Annotated in this window: 17 protein-coding genes, 1 tRNA gene and 1 pseudogene; 12 read left to right on the plus strand and 7 right to left on the minus strand. The window is 38.9% G+C overall.

Translation table 11 applies throughout. From position 1 onward, the window contains the following. Positions 1-176: 176 nt before the first annotated feature. From PMAN_RS11415 to PMAN_RS11445, 8 genes and pseudogenes are all read left to right on the plus strand, one after another. A complete protein-coding gene (locus PMAN_RS11415) occupies positions 177-692 on the plus strand; it encodes an NUDIX hydrolase (RefSeq protein WP_010557814.1) in 516 nt (171 codons plus the stop codon). 215 nt (positions 693-907) lie between these two features. Further along, positions 908-2,287 (plus strand): NAD-dependent succinate-semialdehyde dehydrogenase, encoded by a 1,380-nt coding sequence (locus PMAN_RS11420; RefSeq protein ID WP_008126503.1) that lies wholly within the window; start codon positions 908-910, stop codon positions 2,285-2,287. 278 nt (positions 2,288-2,565) lie between these two features. Then, entirely contained in the window at positions 2,566-2,754 is a 189-nt protein-coding gene (locus PMAN_RS11425; protein WP_006793677.1) for a hypothetical protein, read from the plus strand. 619 nt (positions 2,755-3,373) lie between these two features. Beyond that, entirely contained in the window at positions 3,374-3,718 is a 345-nt protein-coding gene (locus PMAN_RS11430) for an energy transducer TonB family protein (protein WP_010557816.1), read from the plus strand. A gap of 147 nt (positions 3,719-3,865) precedes the next feature. Then, positions 3,866-4,021 (plus strand): glycine zipper domain-containing protein, encoded by a 156-nt coding sequence (locus PMAN_RS19270; protein WP_474064931.1) that lies wholly within the window; start codon positions 3,866-3,868, stop codon positions 4,019-4,021. A gap of 159 nt (positions 4,022-4,180) precedes the next feature. Beyond that, positions 4,181-4,615 carry a hypothetical protein gene (locus PMAN_RS11435; RefSeq protein ID WP_010557818.1) on the plus strand — a complete coding sequence of 145 codons (435 nt, stop codon included), beginning with the start codon at positions 4,181-4,183 and terminating at the stop codon, positions 4,613-4,615. 95 nt (positions 4,616-4,710) lie between these two features. Beyond that, positions 4,711-4,959, plus strand: coding sequence for a hypothetical protein (locus PMAN_RS11440; protein WP_010557819.1), 249 nt, complete (start codon positions 4,711-4,713; stop codon positions 4,957-4,959). 83 nt (positions 4,960-5,042) lie between these two features. Beyond that, positions 5,043-5,201: pseudogene (locus PMAN_RS11445) on the plus strand (transposase); the annotation flags it as partial. A 27-nt stretch (positions 5,202-5,228) separates the two neighbouring features. Here the strand turns inward: PMAN_RS11445 and PMAN_RS11450 are convergent. From PMAN_RS11450 to PMAN_RS11460, 3 genes are all read right to left on the minus strand, one after another. Then, positions 5,229-6,305: an endonuclease/exonuclease/phosphatase family protein gene (locus tag PMAN_RS11450; RefSeq protein WP_010557821.1), complete on the minus strand. Its 1,077-nt coding sequence runs from the start codon at positions 6,303-6,305 to the stop codon at positions 5,229-5,231. Between the two features lie 23 nt (positions 6,306-6,328). Then, positions 6,329-6,694 carry a hypothetical protein gene (locus tag PMAN_RS11455; protein ID WP_010557822.1) on the minus strand — a complete coding sequence of 122 codons (366 nt, stop codon included), beginning with the start codon at positions 6,692-6,694 and terminating at the stop codon, positions 6,329-6,331. Positions 6,695-6,775: 81 nt separating this feature from the next. Continuing rightward, positions 6,776-7,024 (minus strand): TIGR03643 family protein, encoded by a 249-nt coding sequence (locus tag PMAN_RS11460; protein ID WP_006793686.1) that lies wholly within the window; start codon positions 7,022-7,024, stop codon positions 6,776-6,778. Positions 7,025-7,143: 119 nt separating this feature from the next. On the opposite strand from PMAN_RS11460, the gene PMAN_RS11465 reads away from it, so the two are divergent. Together PMAN_RS11465 and PMAN_RS11470 are read left to right on the plus strand one after the other, a co-directional pair. Beyond that, positions 7,144-7,827: a substrate-binding periplasmic protein gene (locus PMAN_RS11465; protein ID WP_010557823.1), complete on the plus strand. Its 684-nt coding sequence runs from the start codon at positions 7,144-7,146 to the stop codon at positions 7,825-7,827. 98 nt (positions 7,828-7,925) lie between these two features. Next, the gene (locus PMAN_RS11470; RefSeq protein WP_010557824.1) at positions 7,926-9,986 is read left to right on the plus strand and encodes a TonB-dependent receptor; all 2,061 of its coding nucleotides are present in this window, start codon (positions 7,926-7,928) and stop codon (positions 9,984-9,986) included. A gap of 70 nt (positions 9,987-10,056) precedes the next feature. Here the strand turns inward: PMAN_RS11470 and PMAN_RS11475 are convergent, their stop codons facing one another. From PMAN_RS11475 to PMAN_RS11485, 3 genes are all read right to left on the minus strand, one after another. After that, positions 10,057-10,470 (minus strand): GFA family protein, encoded by a 414-nt coding sequence (locus PMAN_RS11475; RefSeq protein WP_010557825.1) that lies wholly within the window; start codon positions 10,468-10,470, stop codon positions 10,057-10,059. Positions 10,471-10,578: 108 nt separating this feature from the next. Beyond that, a complete protein-coding gene (locus tag PMAN_RS11480; RefSeq protein ID WP_010557826.1) occupies positions 10,579-11,868 on the minus strand; it encodes a M20 family metallopeptidase in 1,290 nt (429 codons plus the stop codon). A 227-nt stretch (positions 11,869-12,095) separates the two neighbouring features. Next, entirely contained in the window at positions 12,096-13,097 is a 1,002-nt protein-coding gene (locus PMAN_RS11485; protein ID WP_010557827.1) for a fatty acid desaturase, read from the minus strand. Positions 13,098-13,365: 268 nt separating this feature from the next. Here PMAN_RS11485 and PMAN_RS11490 point away from each other — a divergent pair, with 268 nt between their 5' ends. Next, positions 13,366-14,496 (plus strand): FIST signal transduction protein, encoded by a 1,131-nt coding sequence (locus PMAN_RS11490; RefSeq protein ID WP_010557828.1) that lies wholly within the window; start codon positions 13,366-13,368, stop codon positions 14,494-14,496. Between the two features lie 12 nt (positions 14,497-14,508). Then, entirely contained in the window at positions 14,509-16,401 is a 1,893-nt protein-coding gene (locus PMAN_RS11495; RefSeq protein ID WP_010557829.1) for an EAL domain-containing protein, read from the plus strand. Between the two features lie 382 nt (positions 16,402-16,783). Here PMAN_RS11495 and PMAN_RS11500 read toward each other — a convergent pair. After that, positions 16,784-16,868, minus strand: a tRNA-Leu gene (locus PMAN_RS11500). Positions 16,869-16,887: the final 19 nt, after the last annotated feature.

Here is a 16,887-nt window from a genome sequence, read left to right on the forward strand (position 1 = left end):
ATTTAAAGGTGCGTATTGAGCTAATCTTTTAAAATAACTTAAATGATTTATTGTCCTATTATATCAACCCTCTATTTACGTAAGCTGAAAGCATGACGATCACAATAAAAACAATTTTTATTTGCAAGTAACACTTATACAGCTGATATACTCGTATGTTAATAAAAGGAGATGAAATGCAGCAATTAAAAACCTTAATCCACTCTGGTATTAATATAAACCAAGGCACTCATTTCACACGTATTACCGCTCGTGCCATTGTAATAAAAAACAATAAAATATTACTTATGTACACAAATCGTTATGAAGATTATAGCCTACCTGGCGGTGGTGTAGATGAGGGCGAAAGCATTGAACAAGGCTTAATTCGTGAGTTGAGCGAAGAAACCGGCGCTAAAAATATTACTGTGGTTAAAGATTTTGGTCTCTACGAAGAGTATCGCCCTTGGTATAAAAAAGACTTTGATATTATTCATATTAAATCGTATTGCTACGTGTGTAATATTGCAGATGAATTTGGCAAAGCAAAATTAGAGCACTACGAGCAGCAAAATGGCATGACCGCAAAGTGGGTTGATATAAACGATGCAATTGCACATAACGAACGCACATTAGCCAATAGTGAAAAACAAGGCCTTTCTATTTTACGAGAAACCTACCTGCTCAAACAAATTGCACAAACGCTATTTTAAAGCCAAGTATAATTTATTAATCAGTTTGTAAATTTTGCACTGACTAGTACTTTTTACTTTATCTAATTTACAAAATTATAAATTAAAAAAGTAAAACAAGACTTTAAAAATAAAATAGCCAATAACAATCAACAAGTTAAATAAAGTTCATTTCTGCAATTATATTGGCCTTTGATTTGCACCTATCTGCTTACATAAATTGTAAGGAGATAGGAATGAGCAATACAGTTAAAACGATTAATCCGGCAACTGAGCAAACCATCGATACCTACACGCTACTTTCTCAACATGAGGCTGAGCAAGTAATCGAAAAATCTCACGAAACATATTTAAAGTGGCGTTTAACGTCATTTAGCGAACGCGCAAAACATTTAAATGCCCTCGCAACACTTTTTGAAGAACAAAAAGAAGCCATTGCTAAATTAATGACCGAAGAAATGGGTAAAGTTTACGAGCAAGGCTTTCAAGAAGTTGAACTATGTGCCGGAATTTGTCGTTATACAGCTGAAAACGGCCCACAAGTTTTAGCGGACGAAGAACGAGACATGGACGGTGGCCGCGCCATTATTAGTTACCAACCTACGGGCGTTTTATTAGGCATTCAACCTTGGAACTTCCCGCTTTATCAAGTTATTCGCTACAGCGTAGCTAACATTATGGCCGGTAACACGACCGTGCTTAAGCACGCAGGTAACGTTTTTGGCATGGCTGAAAAAATCGAAGCTCTATTTAAACAAGCCGGTTTCCCGGAGCATTGCTTTAGCAATTTACTTATTGATGGTAAAACAGCAAGCAGCCTAATTGCCCACAAAGCAATTAGCGGTGTAACCTTTACAGGCAGTGATGGTACGGGTAAAAAAGTAGCCGAAGAAGCCGGTAAACACGTTAAAAAAACAGTACTGGAGCTTGGCAGTAACGATGCTTACTTAGTACTGGATGATGCCGATTTAGAACTTGCCGTTAAAACCTGTGTAACAGGACGTATGATCAACAACGGTGAAACCTGTGTATCAGCAAAACGTTTTGTTGTAGTTGAGTCACTTTACGATGACTTTAAAGCACAAATTAAAGAACAATTTGAAGCGTTAAAAATGGGCGACCCCATGGCCGATGACACAGACCTTGGCCCAATGGCACGTGAAGATTTACGCGACGGTATTCATGACCAAGTCATGCAATCGGTTAAAGCAGGTGCAAATATTGTAACGGGTGGTGAAATTCCATCGCAAACGGGTTACTACTACCCGCCTACTATTCTCGATAACTTATCGCCGGGTATGCCCGCATACGACGACGAATTATTTGGCCCTGTCGCTTCACTTATTAAAGCAAAAGACAACGACGATGCTATGCGCATTGCCAACGACTCTCGCTATGGTTTAGGCGGGGGTATTTTTTCAAAGGATGAGAAAAAAGCCATCGAACTGGCTAAAAAGCACTTTGACACCGGTATGATCAACATTAACGGTTACGGCCTTGCACAGCCTAACCTACCGTTTGGTGGTGTTAAAGAAAGTGGCTACGGCCGAGAGCATGGTGGCTTTGGTATGCGCGAATTTGTGAATATTAAGAGCATTATGATTGCCAACGCATAATACAATGCAACATACCTGTTATTGAATAAAATAGCAGCAATAAATATGAAGCCTAAAAGCGAACTGCCGCTTTTAGGCTTTTTTATGCTTAACAAATAAAAGCTCGCTAAGCGCTAATAATCAAAAATAGTTTAGCAAACATACACTGTTACAAATTTAGGGTTTTAAGCCAGCTTAATGGCTGCTAACTTATTTACTACTTATTAAATATTTCATAAAAAGCTGAGTGCCTTAATAGAAAAAGTCTCAATTAAGTAGAGCAGCATAAAGGATTAAACATGAATAAAACGATAAAAAAATTAGTCGTTATTGCAGCGGTTGCATTATCAGCAGGCGCTTTAGCACAAACCTACAATGCATATAACCACAAAAAAATGGCTGCCATTGAATGCGGTGGTGAACAAAACATAAAAAGCGTTACAAGTAAAAAGTTTGAATGCATTGAGCAAGCTAGAAAAACACTATAAATGCGACAAAATCTAAGCTTAAAAATAAGATAAAAACCCGAGGGTTGGCCTAAAAGGCAACGATGAATTCACAATGCAAAGCAGCCTTTACCAAGGTGAGCGCTAGTTTAGGAATAATAAGAGGAAACTTTCCTTTTTTCTACATGCTTAATAACCTACATTAAGCATAATATTTATAGCTGGCAATAAGTTACATTATTTGCTAACAGTAAAAATTCATGAAATAAGGACCTTTTTACGCAAATATGGGGAAAGTGTCCTTTGATTAAATTGTTATACGTTTCAAAGGATTTGAGTTTATGCGAACTAAAGTATTTCGAATTATAGCTTTTTTGCTGGGTTCATCATTCATCTTGCATGGAGTATTTATAGCTATTGTAGGAGAACCGACTGGGAATTCTGGAGTTGTCACTGTAATTACTAGTGTAGGATTAGGCTCAATATTCATATTCTATGCAGTAACTGGTTATTCCAGTATTTATAAATACTTTAAAGACCGGACGGTTAAATAAGCGTATAACAAGGGTTTTCAAGGCGGACAAATTACAGTTGGTTTTTTGTTCGTGCCTCACTTATTTTAGCCAACTGCAATTTGCCGCTTAAAACGGCGTTATAAGCCATGATGATCGAATTAGTTTTAATCTCAGCATTAGTATCATTTGTTAATACCGATACATATGAAGTAGATTCATGTATTGGTGAAAAATTTGCGTTAATCGAAACTGTGAATCCTCAATGGCCAATTCATTCTGAACGGATTTTAGGTATCGGTTACGTAGATATCAAAATTACCGTTAATGGTGAAGGTGAGGTTTTTGAGCGTCAAATAACTCGTTCTCACCCGAGAAGAATTTTTGATAGGCAAGCGCTTAGAGCCTTAACTAAATGGAAATTCAATGCCTCAAAGCACGAAGAACGTTGCTTTGAAGTAACTTTTAAATTTGATTTCGACAATTTTGAGTAAATGGCTTATAACAAGCCGTTTAACGAAAACGCCAGCAAACAACGCTGGCACGGACTCGCAAAAAGCGCTCGCCCGTTAACGGAGCGTTAGTTGTATTGGAGATAACAATTGAATAAATGGAATAAAGGTAACAACATTAAAAGCCCCGTGGGTTTCGGAATTGCTATTGGTGTAGCCATAGGTTCAGGAATAGGAGTTGCAATGAATAACTTAGCCTTGGGCATGGGTGTTGGCATAGCTATCGGAGTTGCAATTGGCTTATCTATAAATAGCAAACAAGACGATGATGAGTCCGGCGAATAAAAATCATACTCAACAAATTTACATGCAAACAACTAACAAGCGCTTCCAGTCTGACGCCAAAACCTCCGCGTTTTGTGTTACTCGCTGCGCTCAAACATTAACACAAAAACACTCCGACTTTGGCGCAGCTGAAGCGGGCGTTAGATGCAAGGAGCATGAATGAAGCCTTTTATCAAATTTGAACAAGTATGGTGTGATGACGATATTACTGAGCTAAGAGTTACGGTTAATAACGGCTACTCTATTTTTTCAAATAAAGTTTATCTTGCAGCTACTGAGTTGGCAGAGCTACATGAAAGCCTATTAAGTTTTCGGACACACTATTATGGTGGCTTAAAAGATATTGACTTTGGCGCTTTCGGTTCTGAATATGCTAATGGTGCTTTTAGTGCTCGGCTTCATTTCCCTAAGCCTGGAAACCTTCATATTTCAACAATGCAACAATCTGAGTTTTTCGACTTTAAAGGCAAAGAGGTAGCAAGCGAGGCTAAAATGTATCTAATTACTGAGCCAACGCTACTGGATAACTTTATCAACGAGTTAAAAAGTTTAAGTACAATGTCGTGTAAAGAAGCAGAGTTAGTTTGCACCTAACAGGGTAAAAAACAGTTGGTTTTGCTCCTGCGTCGCTAATTTTATCCAACTGATTTTTGTCCGTTATTAGGGCGCTATGTTTAGAAGGAGGTTTTATGGAAGCACCATGGAACGGTGAAAAAGTTAGTTTGTTTATTAGAATTTTGGCAATAATATTTATCATTTGTGGGCTTATTGCTTTTTGTAGCTTGTTATTTGCACTTTTTGAACGCGGTAATGTCAATTTTGATAACCTAGGTTTTAGGGATGTATTCGGTATGTTATCAGCTCCTTATTGCTTTCTATTATTTTTAAAAGTTGCGGTAACAGGTCATGCACCAAAATCATGGATTCCATGGAAGTAGTGTAAACATAACAAGGAATTTCAAGGAGGTTTGCTCCTCACCCGTTTTAGTGGACACCTCCTCATCACTTTGAGGAGGCTAACATGCCTAGATATACCCAACCCAGAAAGACATGGTTTTACCCCGTTAATTTCAAAATCAAAGCAGTCGAACTAAGCTTACGAGACGATGTCATGTCAAAGGACGTTGCCGAGGCGCTAGATATTCATACGTTAATGCTTAGTCGTTGGCGCTTCGCTTATCCGACCTACACAACCTAATAACAATTACTATTTTTCAAATCTGGGGACTTTTCGCTTATCGGCTTTGCTCATGGTAAGTTCTGCTACTTCTTCTTGCTTTAACTCGTCGGGTTTGTCCTCTAATGACTGCTGACTGGCATTTTCATAAGAAAGCTCGGTAAGCAGCGCAAAGTGGTCTGAGCCATATTTAGCTAAGCGCTCAATACGCTTAACCTTAAAACCCTGGCTATGAAATAGGTGGTCGAGCGGCCAGCGCATAAAAAAGTAACCAGCGTGGAATGTGTTATAAAAGCCGCGACCTTTACGGGGATCTAAAAAGCCACTTATTTGCATAAATAAACGCGTACTGCGCGACCATGCTACATCGTTTAAATCACCCGCTACGATTGTTGGACGAGTTGGTTTTTTAACTGCTTTGGCAACCATTATTAGTTCTGAGTCGCGTGGGCGCGATGAATCTTCTTCAGTTGGGCTTGGTGGTGCTGGGTGAATAAAGTGCCCTTGCATTTCAAGGCCTTCGTCGTTTTCAAATAAAATATGAATTGAAGGAATATCATCTTCAATGAGCTCACATATTTGCGCATCGAGTAATTTAAATTTGCTGTATAAATGCATGCCATAGCGATTGTCTTTAGGGCATTCAATATAATGAGGGTAATCTTTTTTAAGGACCGATAGCTTTTCTTCCCACCAGCTATCGCTTTCAAGTGTAATGAGTAAGTCAGGTTTATGCTGATTCACCAACGCTATTAGTTGCTCACTATTGTGGTTTGACATAAGCACATTAGCCGACATAATTCTTATACTGTGCTCGCTGTTTTTGCTCGCGCTTTGTACTTCTTTTTTTGCAAGCCAAGTATAAGGAAAGATCCACTTACCTTGTAAAACCATAATAATTACAGATGCGAGCGTAATATAAATATAGTGCGTATCACTATTTAGCCATAACAAAAATAGTGAGCTAGCAAATATAAAACCAGCAATATATAACACTTGTAAGCGAACAAAATCGCAACTTCTAACCAAGTAGTGCTGGCTGTATGACATGGGTAGTAAAGTTACCAGTAAAAAAAAGCCAGTAGTTACAGCCAACAATGTAAGCATTACTTAAATCCCTTTAAATTAATTTAGCGACTCAAAATTGATAAGATTTCTCGTGTATCGTGTACTAAGTGGATAATTTTACGGTCGATTTCGATACTTACAGTACCATTATTTCTCGAACGTTCAACAACCCTACCACGTTTGTATATATCAACCTCTAAAATATCACCAGTATGGTAACGCTTATTTTTACCTGGCGGAGTCCACCCTGCACGAAGTAACTGCTTCTTCTCTTTTTTAGAAAGAGAGTTATGATCATGATGCTGGTGTTTTTTATGGCCAACCTTTTTACCTTGGTGCTGGCCATGGTTGTCTTTGTTTGGGTTAGCCTGTGCCCCAACAGATGACAGCGCAAGTGTGATGAGTGCGATATAAATAGCTGCTTTCATAAGTATCTCCAGTGCTAATAGTCACCTAAGACTAACAAGCTAGGATGAACATCAAATGAAATAGCGCTTAAATTTACGGTGTTAACGGTGTTTGTACTGAGTTTTACAATGACTGCGCATAATAGCGGGATCGCGTAACTTTAAGTGCTTAGTTTTACGCCCTGCGTGGCGCTTACGCCACACTTTAAAACTCCCTTTAGAGATGTGCTCTCGCATAAAAACGACGAGCTGAGGGTATTTTAATCCGTATAGTTGTTCAATGGCTTCGAATGGCGTTCTATCTTCCCACGCCATTTCAATAATGCGTGATTGCTGCTCTGCGTTAAACATGGTGTGTTCCAAAAATTAAATTTATACGCGACTTAAAAACACGTAGATCATCAATTTCATCACTCACTTTAAAATTAAAAAATAGCTTATATACTTAAAAGAAAATGGATTTGATAGTCATGCGTTTTATTTTATTAATCTTCGCTTTAGTGGCGTCATCGTTAGCAGTTGCCGAGTCAGGTAAAACATTACGCTGCGTTACAACTCACTACCCGCCTTATACTATTTTTGATGAGCAAAAAAACATTTTTACCGGTTCAGACATTGAACTGATAAATTACTTAAATCAAAGCTTAGGCTTAAACATTAAAGTAATACACTTACCTTGGGCACGCGTAAAAAAAGAAATGACCCTTAACTATTACGACTGTTATTTCTCTTTAGCAACAAACACCCTACGTGAAAAGCATTTAGAGTTTACTCAGCACCCTACACATGTGACCAAATTTGGATTATTTGCTTTAGATAAAAGTACCCTAAATAACAAAGACTTTTCTAGCACTAGAATAGCTATGCTCCGAGGCGTTGCCTTACCTAATGAAATAGCTGATAAATACAATATATTGCCTAAAAATATAATGCATGCACTTTCAACGTCAGATTCTTTCAAGTTATTAGAAAAAAAGCGTGTTGATTTTATAATCACTAATTATCAAGCTGGGCTTTGGTTTGCAAAAAACAGTGTCGGCATTCACGCTCGTCAGTTCCATGAATCCAGCTTACCTGTTTATATTGCATTTAAGCCGGGTGTAGTCGATATAAATTTAATTGATAAGCAAATAAAGCAATATTACGAACAATAATTTACGGTTATACATGCACTTTAACGCAACAAGTTTAAAAGCCTATAAAAACCACATATCATTTAACCAAGCTATTTCCCCAAACGTTTTAGGTATGTATGAAATATTATTGTTTGCCGCTCATTTTGCCGTTTAGCCAAGCTGTTGTAGCTGATCAGAAAAGTACAGACTCAATTGAAGTTATTACCACCACAGCATCGAGGGTCGAAGCGCTTTCTACACCCTTTCCATTGTCTATTTCTACCCTAACCGAGGCGCAACTTAAGAGCATTGCACCCACTCACATTGAAGAAGCCCTGCAACGCGTTGCTGGTGCTAATGTACAGCGCGGCAATGGACAAGAATATTTACCTGCGCTTCGCTCGCCAGTTTTGTCTGGGGCTGGCGCATGTGGTGGTGTGCTAACTTTAGAAGATGGTATTCCTCTTCGCGCTGCGGGCTTTTGTAATATAAATGAGCTATTTGAATCGCATAGTGAAATGGCCCAACGTATTGAGGTGTTAAAAGGGCCGGGCTCAGCTTTATACGGCTCAAATGCTGTGCATGGTGTTATTAATGTAATAACACCCGACACAACTCAAGGCGGCGGTTTATTGGGCGTAGATTATGGCTCATATGGCTATGCACGCGTTAAATTACGTGCAGGGCAAGACTATGGAAACAGCGGAATTGGCATAAACGCCAGTATTACTGACGATACAGGGTACCGTGATGATGAAAGTGTTAAACAACAAAAAGTAAATATACGCCATCGTCTAGAGCGCGATAATCTATTGCTCACATCGGGTATAACTTATACACATTTAGATCAGCAAACAGCTGGTTTTATTACTGGGTTTGAGAGCTATAAAAATGAAGATATAGCACAGCAAAACTTCGATCCTGATGCATTTAGAAAGGCAACATCTTTGCGAGCGTGGAGCAATGCAACATGGCAATTAGCCAATAACGATGTACTTTCTACCACTGTGTATATGCGCGATCAAAGTATGGACTTTTTTAAGCACTTTTTACCAGGCACACCGCTTGAAAAAAACAGTCAAACAGGTATTGGTGTTCAATCGCTTTATAAGCACAGTATAAATAACAATGTAACTCTGAACTTAGGCTTAGATGGCGAGTACACCCAAGCCGACTTTTTACAAAGTCAAAACGAGGCAACGCAAGGTTCGGCATTTTTAGTGGCTACCGTGCCACAGGGTAAACATTACGATTACAACGTCAATGCCACACTTTATGCACCATTTGCATCCGTGAATTGGCAATTAAATAAATGGCTATTAACAGCCGGGGTTCGTTACGAGCACATGCAGTACGACTACACAAATAATATGCTTGCGGGCAGAACAAAAGAAGATGGTAGCGAGTGCGGGTTTGGTGGGTGCCGATATAGTCGTCCTGCTAGCACTAAAAATAGCTTTAGTAATGCCTCACCTAAACTTGGAATAAGTTACCAGTACAACAGTAATAATACGTTTTACGCTAACTTTTCTCGCGGTTACCGAGCGCCACAAGCTGCTGAGTTATATCAATTACAACGCGAGCAGACCACCGCTAATTTAAACCCAGAAATAGCTAATAACGCTGAGTTTGGTATAAAAGGATTATACAGTGCATTTAATTACGGCTTATCTGTATATGCTATGAGTAAACACAATACTATTTACCGTGATAGCGACTTTTTCACTGTAAATGATGGCAGCTCTCGCCATCGAGGTGTGGAACTTGAACTTAATTATCAATTACCCAATAACGTGTCGGTTAACTTTGCAGGTACACATGCCAAACATAGTTACACTAACAACCAAGTTATTAACGGCCTAAACATAAATGGCAACGACATAGATACCGCACCACGCAACATTGCTAATATTGATATTACGTGGCAAGCACGTAACAACACCCAATTTGCACTTCAATGGCATCATGTTGGCCATTACTACACAGACCCAGAGAACTTAAATGAATACGAAGGCCATTCGGTTCTTAGCTTAAGCGCCCAGTGGCAAGCAACAAAAAATCTTGAAGTTATGGCTCGTATTATAAATGTGACCAATAAAGCGTATGCTGAGCGAGCTGATTACACCAGTTTTACTGGCGATAGATATTTTCCGGGTAAACCACGCAATGCCATGTTATCGGCATCGTATACTTGGTAAATAAAGCGGCTTATATACGTATAAGTCGCTTTATTTTACTGCAGGAATGAGGTTTAAAGCATTTATAAGACTAATTCTTAGGGGTGCTATCAAATGCATCAACATGATGTAAATCATCAAGCCAAGGCAATGCTGACTTTGTCCAAATTTGTATTGAAGGTTTAAACAAATCGCGCTGATCAATCGAACCTAAACGCAACCCATATATACGATCGATAGGAGACTCATTTGTTGCATAAAGTGACGTACCGCAATTTGCACAAAAACCTTGCGCTCGCTTATTGCCACTTTGCGCTGTTTTTACATACTCTTTCGGTTGTCCTTTTGTAAAATCAACCGAATTAGGATCTGCAATTACAACGGCTCTAAATGGTCCACTCGACATCCGTTGGCAATCACTGCAATGACATACTACTACGTTATTATTTTGTGTGGTGGCCTCATAAGTTATATCGCCACAAAAACAGCTTCCTGTGATTTTCATATAGTAATCCTCTAACATAGGCCTATAGAGCCTTCACACACCTTTACGTACTACGCTTAAAATACATTGAGTTAGCTTATGACTTTTACTAACTCAATTGTTAACAGCCTACTTTTTACTATCTAAGTAGTCTACAGCGAGCAGGCTTAATGCCTTAGTCCCTACTTTAAACGATGATTCGTCAGCATAAAAATAAGGTGAATGATTACTTGGTACCGTTTTTAAATCTTGGCTACTTGGCGTACCACCTAAAAATACAAAGACACTTGGGATTTCTAATGCATAAAACGAAAAGTCTTCTGCACCTGTAATCTTATTCATTTCCACTACGTTATTTTTACCCGCCGCTTTTGCGAGGGTTGGCAGCATTTGCGCAGTAAGCTCAGGGTTATTCACCGTTACTGGGTAACCTTCATGAATATGCACATCGGCAGTTGCTCCCGACGACTTAGCAATATGTGTAGCCGTTGTTTTTATTTTTTCAAAAATCTGTGCTCTATTATTCATATCAAAATTGCGAATTGTACCTACCATTTCAACTTTTTCAGGAATTATATTATTACGCACTCCACCTGCTATTTTGCCAAACGACACAATTGCGGGCTCTTTGGTTATATTTACTTGGCGGCTCACAATATGGTTAACGCCCGTTACAATTTGTGCAGCCGCTGCAATAGGGTCAACCCCAGTCCACGGTGCTGAACCATGTGCTTGACGACCATTAACAGTAATTTCAAACCTATCAGAGCTGGCCATAGCAGGGCCGCTTCTGTAACCAATTTTGCCGCTGTGTAAGCTCGATGTTATGTGAAGACCAAATGCTACGTCGGGTTTATATTTGGTAAATATCCCCTCTTTGAGCATCAATTCTGCACCGCCTTCCTCGCCAATAGGTGCGCCCTCTTCTGCTGGCTGAAACACAAACATAATATTACCGTGCAGCTCGCTTTTCATATCGGCCAATACTTGTGCTGCGCCCATCAACATGGCTACATGCGTGTCGTGCCCACAGGCATGCATTACCCCCACATCTACACCGCGATAGTTTGTTGTTTTTGTTGATTTAAAGGGAACATTTGTTTTTTCGGTTACAGGAAGTGCATCCATATCAGCGCGTAGCATTACCGTAGGACCAGGCTTTGCGCCTTTTAAAATACCCACAACACCGGTGTAAGCAATATCGGTTTGTACTTGCATACCTAACGACTTTAAGTGTTTAGCCACAATGCCTGCGGTACGTGTTTCGCGATTACCAAGCTCAGGGTTTTGGTGAAAGTCACGTCGCCATTCAATTACCTGCTGCTCTACATTTTTAACGTGTTGATCAAGGTTTGCCTGCGCGTTAAACGTACCAAGTGCAGCAAAACCTAATGCCACTGAAAGTAGTAATTTTTTCATCCTGTTTTCCTTTATTATTTTAATGAAGCCCAATAACCGATTTAGTATTATAGAAAAGTGCTGTTGAGTTATAGCCTACACCATTTTAAATGCACTATCCTTAAATCGCACAGACGACATAGATTTACTCTGCGATACTAAAACTTAATTTAATTGGTAAATGTAATTAAAAAAAACCAATCGCAAATACGATTGGTTTTAAAAATAAAGCTCAAATTGCTTTTGCATTAATTAGCTTGGGCTTTATAAGCGTTTGCATTTTTAATGCTGTCAAAATCGTTAAAGCGCACATTGTGTTGTTGCATCACTTTAAGTATTTTTTCACTTAGCATTTGGCGTAAATAAAATGGCTGATTTGGTACAAAGTGATGAATAGTGTGCGTTTTACCAAAATTAAAACAAAACAAGTGAAACGGCATAAATAAACGGCTTGTTAGTACATGAGTTTGCTCTAGCATGTTATTAACGCCGCCATAGTAATGCATGCTTGATGTGACAAAATTAAGCGAACTTGAACGCACTATATTAGGCAGAATTAACACAATCATCATAAATTCAAACACATTTAAAACCTCTAACGCTAGTGCCGGAGTGCTTGCTTCAATGGGTACAAAAAAGTTAACTGTGTGAAATATAATTACGCTATACAAAATAATGAAGTATGTTGTTGTTACTGGAAAGCCCGCATTAAATACGCTAAAAAAACTAAACCCTTTAATTTCTTTACTAAAACGTTTGGTATTAATAACTAAACCGAGTAAACCGTCCACAATAACAAGCGCACGCATAAATGGATTTTTAATGCCATTGCCCACTAAGCGTTCTTCGAGATCTTGCTCCGTACCTGATGTTTTATGATGATGTAAATGCATTTTGCGGCGATACCATGGGCTAATGGTATTTGGCCTCATTAACCAAACAGTTAACATCATAAAATTATGAATTATGGGCTGATTACTAAAATACTGTTTATGAATTAGATCGTGTTCAAGTTCATGCGAAATCGAAGCCGCCATCGCTGCTAAAATAATACAAGCCCATGCAGGAATAATGGCAAGGTAATACAAAACCCCAACACCAATTAAAGCACTCAACGAGAGCAATAATATAACAAGACCAATGGTATTTTGATGAGCAAGCAAAGGGTATTTTTGGCGAAGTACTGCCTCTTCGGCTTTTATAGCTTTAACAATTGCTTGAATATTTTGTTTGGCACATAGCTGAGTCATATGAACGTTCTTAAAACCGTGTTGTAAACATGATACTTAATTACATTATACGCTAAAACATTTAAGTTGGATTTCATTGTATTTAAGCAAAAAATCAATTTTTAAATGTGAAGCCACATTACTTATCTAAAAGAGTTAAATACTAAATTTATAAAATGGTAAACACTATAAAAGAGCGTTAATTAAACGTAACAAATGTGGATTTACCTGCATTTACCCTATAATCTATATTATAAATAACATAGTTGTACGGGAAAGCCTTTAAGTTATGAACACTTTTCAATCTATTTATAAAGAAGGCAAATGGCAAACGCCGTTACCAATAAATTCTGATGCTGCATTAGTATTTGCTTTTGGTGACAGACATGCCATGGCAACATCACACATGTTGTCACAATTAAAATCATCTTTCCCTGAGGCTGAAATTGTAGGGTGCTCTACCAGCGGAGAAATTCAAGGTAGTGAAATACACGACGAAAGCATAGCGCTGACCGCCGTCCACTTTGAGAAAAGTCATGTTGTTGCCAAGTCAGAGAACATTAGTAACTATGCCGACTCAAGCTCTTTGGGCGCTGCACTTGTAAATCAATTAGATCATAATGGCTTACGTTATGTGTTTGTTGTTTCTGATGGACAGCTTATAAATGGCAGCGAGCTCATTGAGAGTATTACTGGTGCATTACCTAAAAACGTACTTGTAACTGGTGGCTTAGCGGGTGATCAGGCCCGCTTTAAAGAAACCATAGTATGGCACAACGATAACGTTACTAAAGGCTTAGTCGTTGTTGTTGGGTTTTATGGCGAAAAGTTAAATATTAGCCATGGCACCATGGGCGGGTGGAAACCATTTGGCCCTATACGCGAAATTACCAAATCAACTAAAAATACCCTTTATGAAATAGACCATAGCCCGTCACTGGAATTGTACAAAACGATGCTAGGTGAATACGCTGACGGGCTGCCTAGCTCTGCTTTATTATTCCCGTTATCTATGCAAGAAGTTGGTGAAGAACAATCCGTAGTCAGAACCATTTTAAGTATTGATGAAGATAAAAAAAGCATGACCTTTGCAGGTAATCTTCCTGAAGGTGCTAAATGCCAACTAATGCGCGCAAACTACGAAAATCTGATTGATGGAGCACAACAGGCAGGTGAAGCAGCCATACAAATGATGGGCAGCAACCAGCCTAGCCTTGCGCTTTTAGTGAGTTGTGTTGGCCGACGAATAATACTCGACCAATTAATTGAAGAAGAGCTTGAAACAATTGCAGACTTACTTCCCGAAAACTGTACTAGAACCGGCTTTTACTCTTACGGCGAGTTATCGCCTCATGTACCACTGGGGCCGTGTCATTTACATAATCAAACCATGACCCTGACTTTATTAAGTGAAGACTAGGAGGTTTACAAGTTGCATAAACTGTTAGCACGCCAGTTAAAACGTAGTAAGGTGGATGAAAGCTTTGTTCAAGAGTATGCCGATATTATATCGCGGGTATCTGATGCTTATGAACTGAATGAGCGCGAAATCAATATTTTAGAGCGCTCATTATTTATTACGTCTAACGAATTAAACGAACGTAATGACTTACTTAAAAACCAACTTAATGAGCTTTCTGATACACAGCAACAATTAGAACACTCAATTAGCGTGCTTAATGCAACATTTGACGCTATAGGCGAACAAGTTACTGTGCTAGACCTAAAAGGTAACGTTGTGAGTGCCAATATAATGGCCAGAGAGTTCTTCGAGCGCTTTAATTTAAACGCATATAATTACTTTAGCCAAATAGATACAATAATAAAAAAAGGCAACAAAAGCGCCGACATTATCGCGCAATTAAAAGCAGACTCAAAACAGGCCTTGAGTGGCGAGTTTGAATCTATCGACGACAAGCATTATAGCTACCGCTCACTTCCTCAGCTTAAAAATGGCCAACTTATTGGTCGTGTATTTTGTATTCGTGATATCAGCGTTGAAAAAGAACATGAAGAAATCATTCATTTTCAAGCCTACCATGACGCCCTAACTGGATTAGCAAACCGTCAATTATTTATGGACCGTCTTGAGCATTCACTAACACTCGCAAGACGCGATGATTCGATGACCGCAGTGCTCTTTTTAGACCTAGACAACTTTAAGCGAGTTAACGACACTGAAGGCCACAAAGGCGGCGACGAACTACTAATCAAAATGGTAGAGCGTATTAACTACCGTTTAAGAGAGCAAGACACACTCGCCCGAATAGGTGGTGATGAGTTTGTAATTCTTGTTGAGCTTGTTAAATCTAAAAATAATATTGAAAACTTGTGTGAGGCGTTGTTAGAGACAATAAGTAAAGAATTTATTATAAATAGTCGACCTCAATATGTATCATCAAGCATTGGAATTGCGTTGTATCCACAAGATGGCATTACGCCCGACTCCTTGCTTAGTAACGCCGACATGGCGATGTATGACGCCAAAAATAATGGCAAAAATGCCTACCGTTTTTATCATAGGAAATTAGAAGCTCATGCCCGTGAACAAATGGATATTGAGCGCGAACTTCGCAAAGCGATTGATAACCAAGAATTAGAAATATATCTACAGCCTAAAATAGGTTTAGACTGCAATCAGATTTTGGGGGCTGAAGTGTTGATGCGCTGGTTTACGGCTAGCGGAGAGTCTGTACCGCCCGATTTATTTATTCCTATTGCTGAATCAACTGGATTAATAAAAAAAATAGGTGAGTTTGCTATTAGCTCAGCTATATCGCTACTAGAGCTATGGCAACAAGAGGGCATCGCGCCTTTGAAGCTTGCGGTCAACCTATCAATTATTGAATTTCAGGACGAACATTTTATTGATTACATTATTGAAAGTATTTCAAACTCATCAATTAGTGGCGATCAATTAATTATTGAGTTAACTGAATCTATTTTTATGGAAAATAAAGAGAAGATGAGTAAAACCATGCATAAGCTCAAGCACTATGGTGTTGCGTTTGCATTGGATGACTTTGGTAAAGGTTACTCGTCGTTTAGTTATTTACAGTTATTGCCTATCGATTACTTAAAAATAGACAAATCGTTCTTACAAAATGTCATTACTGATGAACAAAGCGCTGCCATTGCCAAGTGTATTATCGATATTGGTCATAACTTAGATTTAGCTATTATTGCAGAGGGAATAGAGGATCAAGAAACGCTTGATTACGTATCAAAGACTCACTGCGAAATGGCGCAAGGATTTTTTATGTACCGTCCTATGCCCTCTGATTCATTTACAAAGCTAATACGAAAAAACAGCCACGCAAAGTGATATGACTATTTAGAATATCACCTTGAGTGACGCTCGAGCCTATTAGTAAAAGCCCCATTATAGAGTAATTAATTCGTCTATGAAGCTACATCCATCGTTCATCCATGAACTCACTTCGAATAACTGCGAAACTTCGTTTCGGTTTACTCTCACCCAGCGGCCGGACCTTAACTTATAGCAGCGCACTTGAGTGCCGCTCGAGTCCGTCATCACAAATTTTAGACATAAAAAAACCTCTGCTAAATCTAGCAGAGGTTATAAAAAGTGGTACCAGCGGCCGGACCTTAACTTATAGCAGCGCACTTGAGTGCCGCTCGAGTCCGTCATCACAAATTTTAGACATAAAAAAACCTCTGCTAAATCTAGCAGAGGTTATAAAAAGTGGTACCAGCGGCCGGACTCGAACCGGCACTCCTTTCGGAAGGGGATTTTGAATCCCCCATGTCTACCAATTTCATCACGCTGGCATCATTTTTCTTTAACCTT

The sequence above is a fragment of the Pseudoalteromonas marina genome, from assembly GCF_000238335.3.
Taxonomy (GTDB): Bacteria; Pseudomonadota; Gammaproteobacteria; order Enterobacterales; family Alteromonadaceae; genus Pseudoalteromonas; species Pseudoalteromonas marina.

Coding starts and splice junctions, on each gene's coding strand:
- PMAN_RS11415 (WP_010557814.1), top strand. CDS start 177: ATGCAGCAATTAAAAACCTTAATCCACTCTGGTATTAATATAAACCAA.
- PMAN_RS11420 (WP_008126503.1), top strand. CDS start 908: ATGAGCAATACAGTTAAAACGATTAATCCGGCAACTGAGCAAACCATC.
- PMAN_RS11425 (WP_006793677.1), top strand. CDS start 2,566: ATGAATAAAACGATAAAAAAATTAGTCGTTATTGCAGCGGTTGCATTA.
- PMAN_RS11430 (WP_010557816.1), top strand. CDS start 3,374: ATGATGATCGAATTAGTTTTAATCTCAGCATTAGTATCATTTGTTAAT.
- PMAN_RS11435 (WP_010557818.1), top strand. CDS start 4,181: ATGAAGCCTTTTATCAAATTTGAACAAGTATGGTGTGATGACGATATT.
- PMAN_RS11440 (WP_010557819.1), top strand. CDS start 4,711: ATGGAAGCACCATGGAACGGTGAAAAAGTTAGTTTGTTTATTAGAATT.
- PMAN_RS11450 (WP_010557821.1), bottom strand. CDS start 6,305: ATGCTTACATTGTTGGCTGTAACTACTGGCTTTTTTTTACTGGTAACT.
- PMAN_RS11455 (WP_010557822.1), bottom strand. CDS start 6,694: ATGAAAGCAGCTATTTATATCGCACTCATCACACTTGCGCTGTCATCT.
- PMAN_RS11460 (WP_006793686.1), bottom strand. CDS start 7,024: ATGTTTAACGCAGAGCAGCAATCACGCATTATTGAAATGGCGTGGGAA.
- PMAN_RS11465 (WP_010557823.1), top strand. CDS start 7,144: ATGCGTTTTATTTTATTAATCTTCGCTTTAGTGGCGTCATCGTTAGCA.
- PMAN_RS11470 (WP_010557824.1), top strand. CDS start 7,926: ATGAAATATTATTGTTTGCCGCTCATTTTGCCGTTTAGCCAAGCTGTT.
- PMAN_RS11475 (WP_010557825.1), bottom strand. CDS start 10,470: ATGAAAATCACAGGAAGCTGTTTTTGTGGCGATATAACTTATGAGGCC.
- PMAN_RS11480 (WP_010557826.1), bottom strand. CDS start 11,868: ATGAAAAAATTACTACTTTCAGTGGCATTAGGTTTTGCTGCACTTGGT.
- PMAN_RS11485 (WP_010557827.1), bottom strand. CDS start 13,097: ATGACTCAGCTATGTGCCAAACAAAATATTCAAGCAATTGTTAAAGCT.
- PMAN_RS11490 (WP_010557828.1), top strand. CDS start 13,366: ATGAACACTTTTCAATCTATTTATAAAGAAGGCAAATGGCAAACGCCG.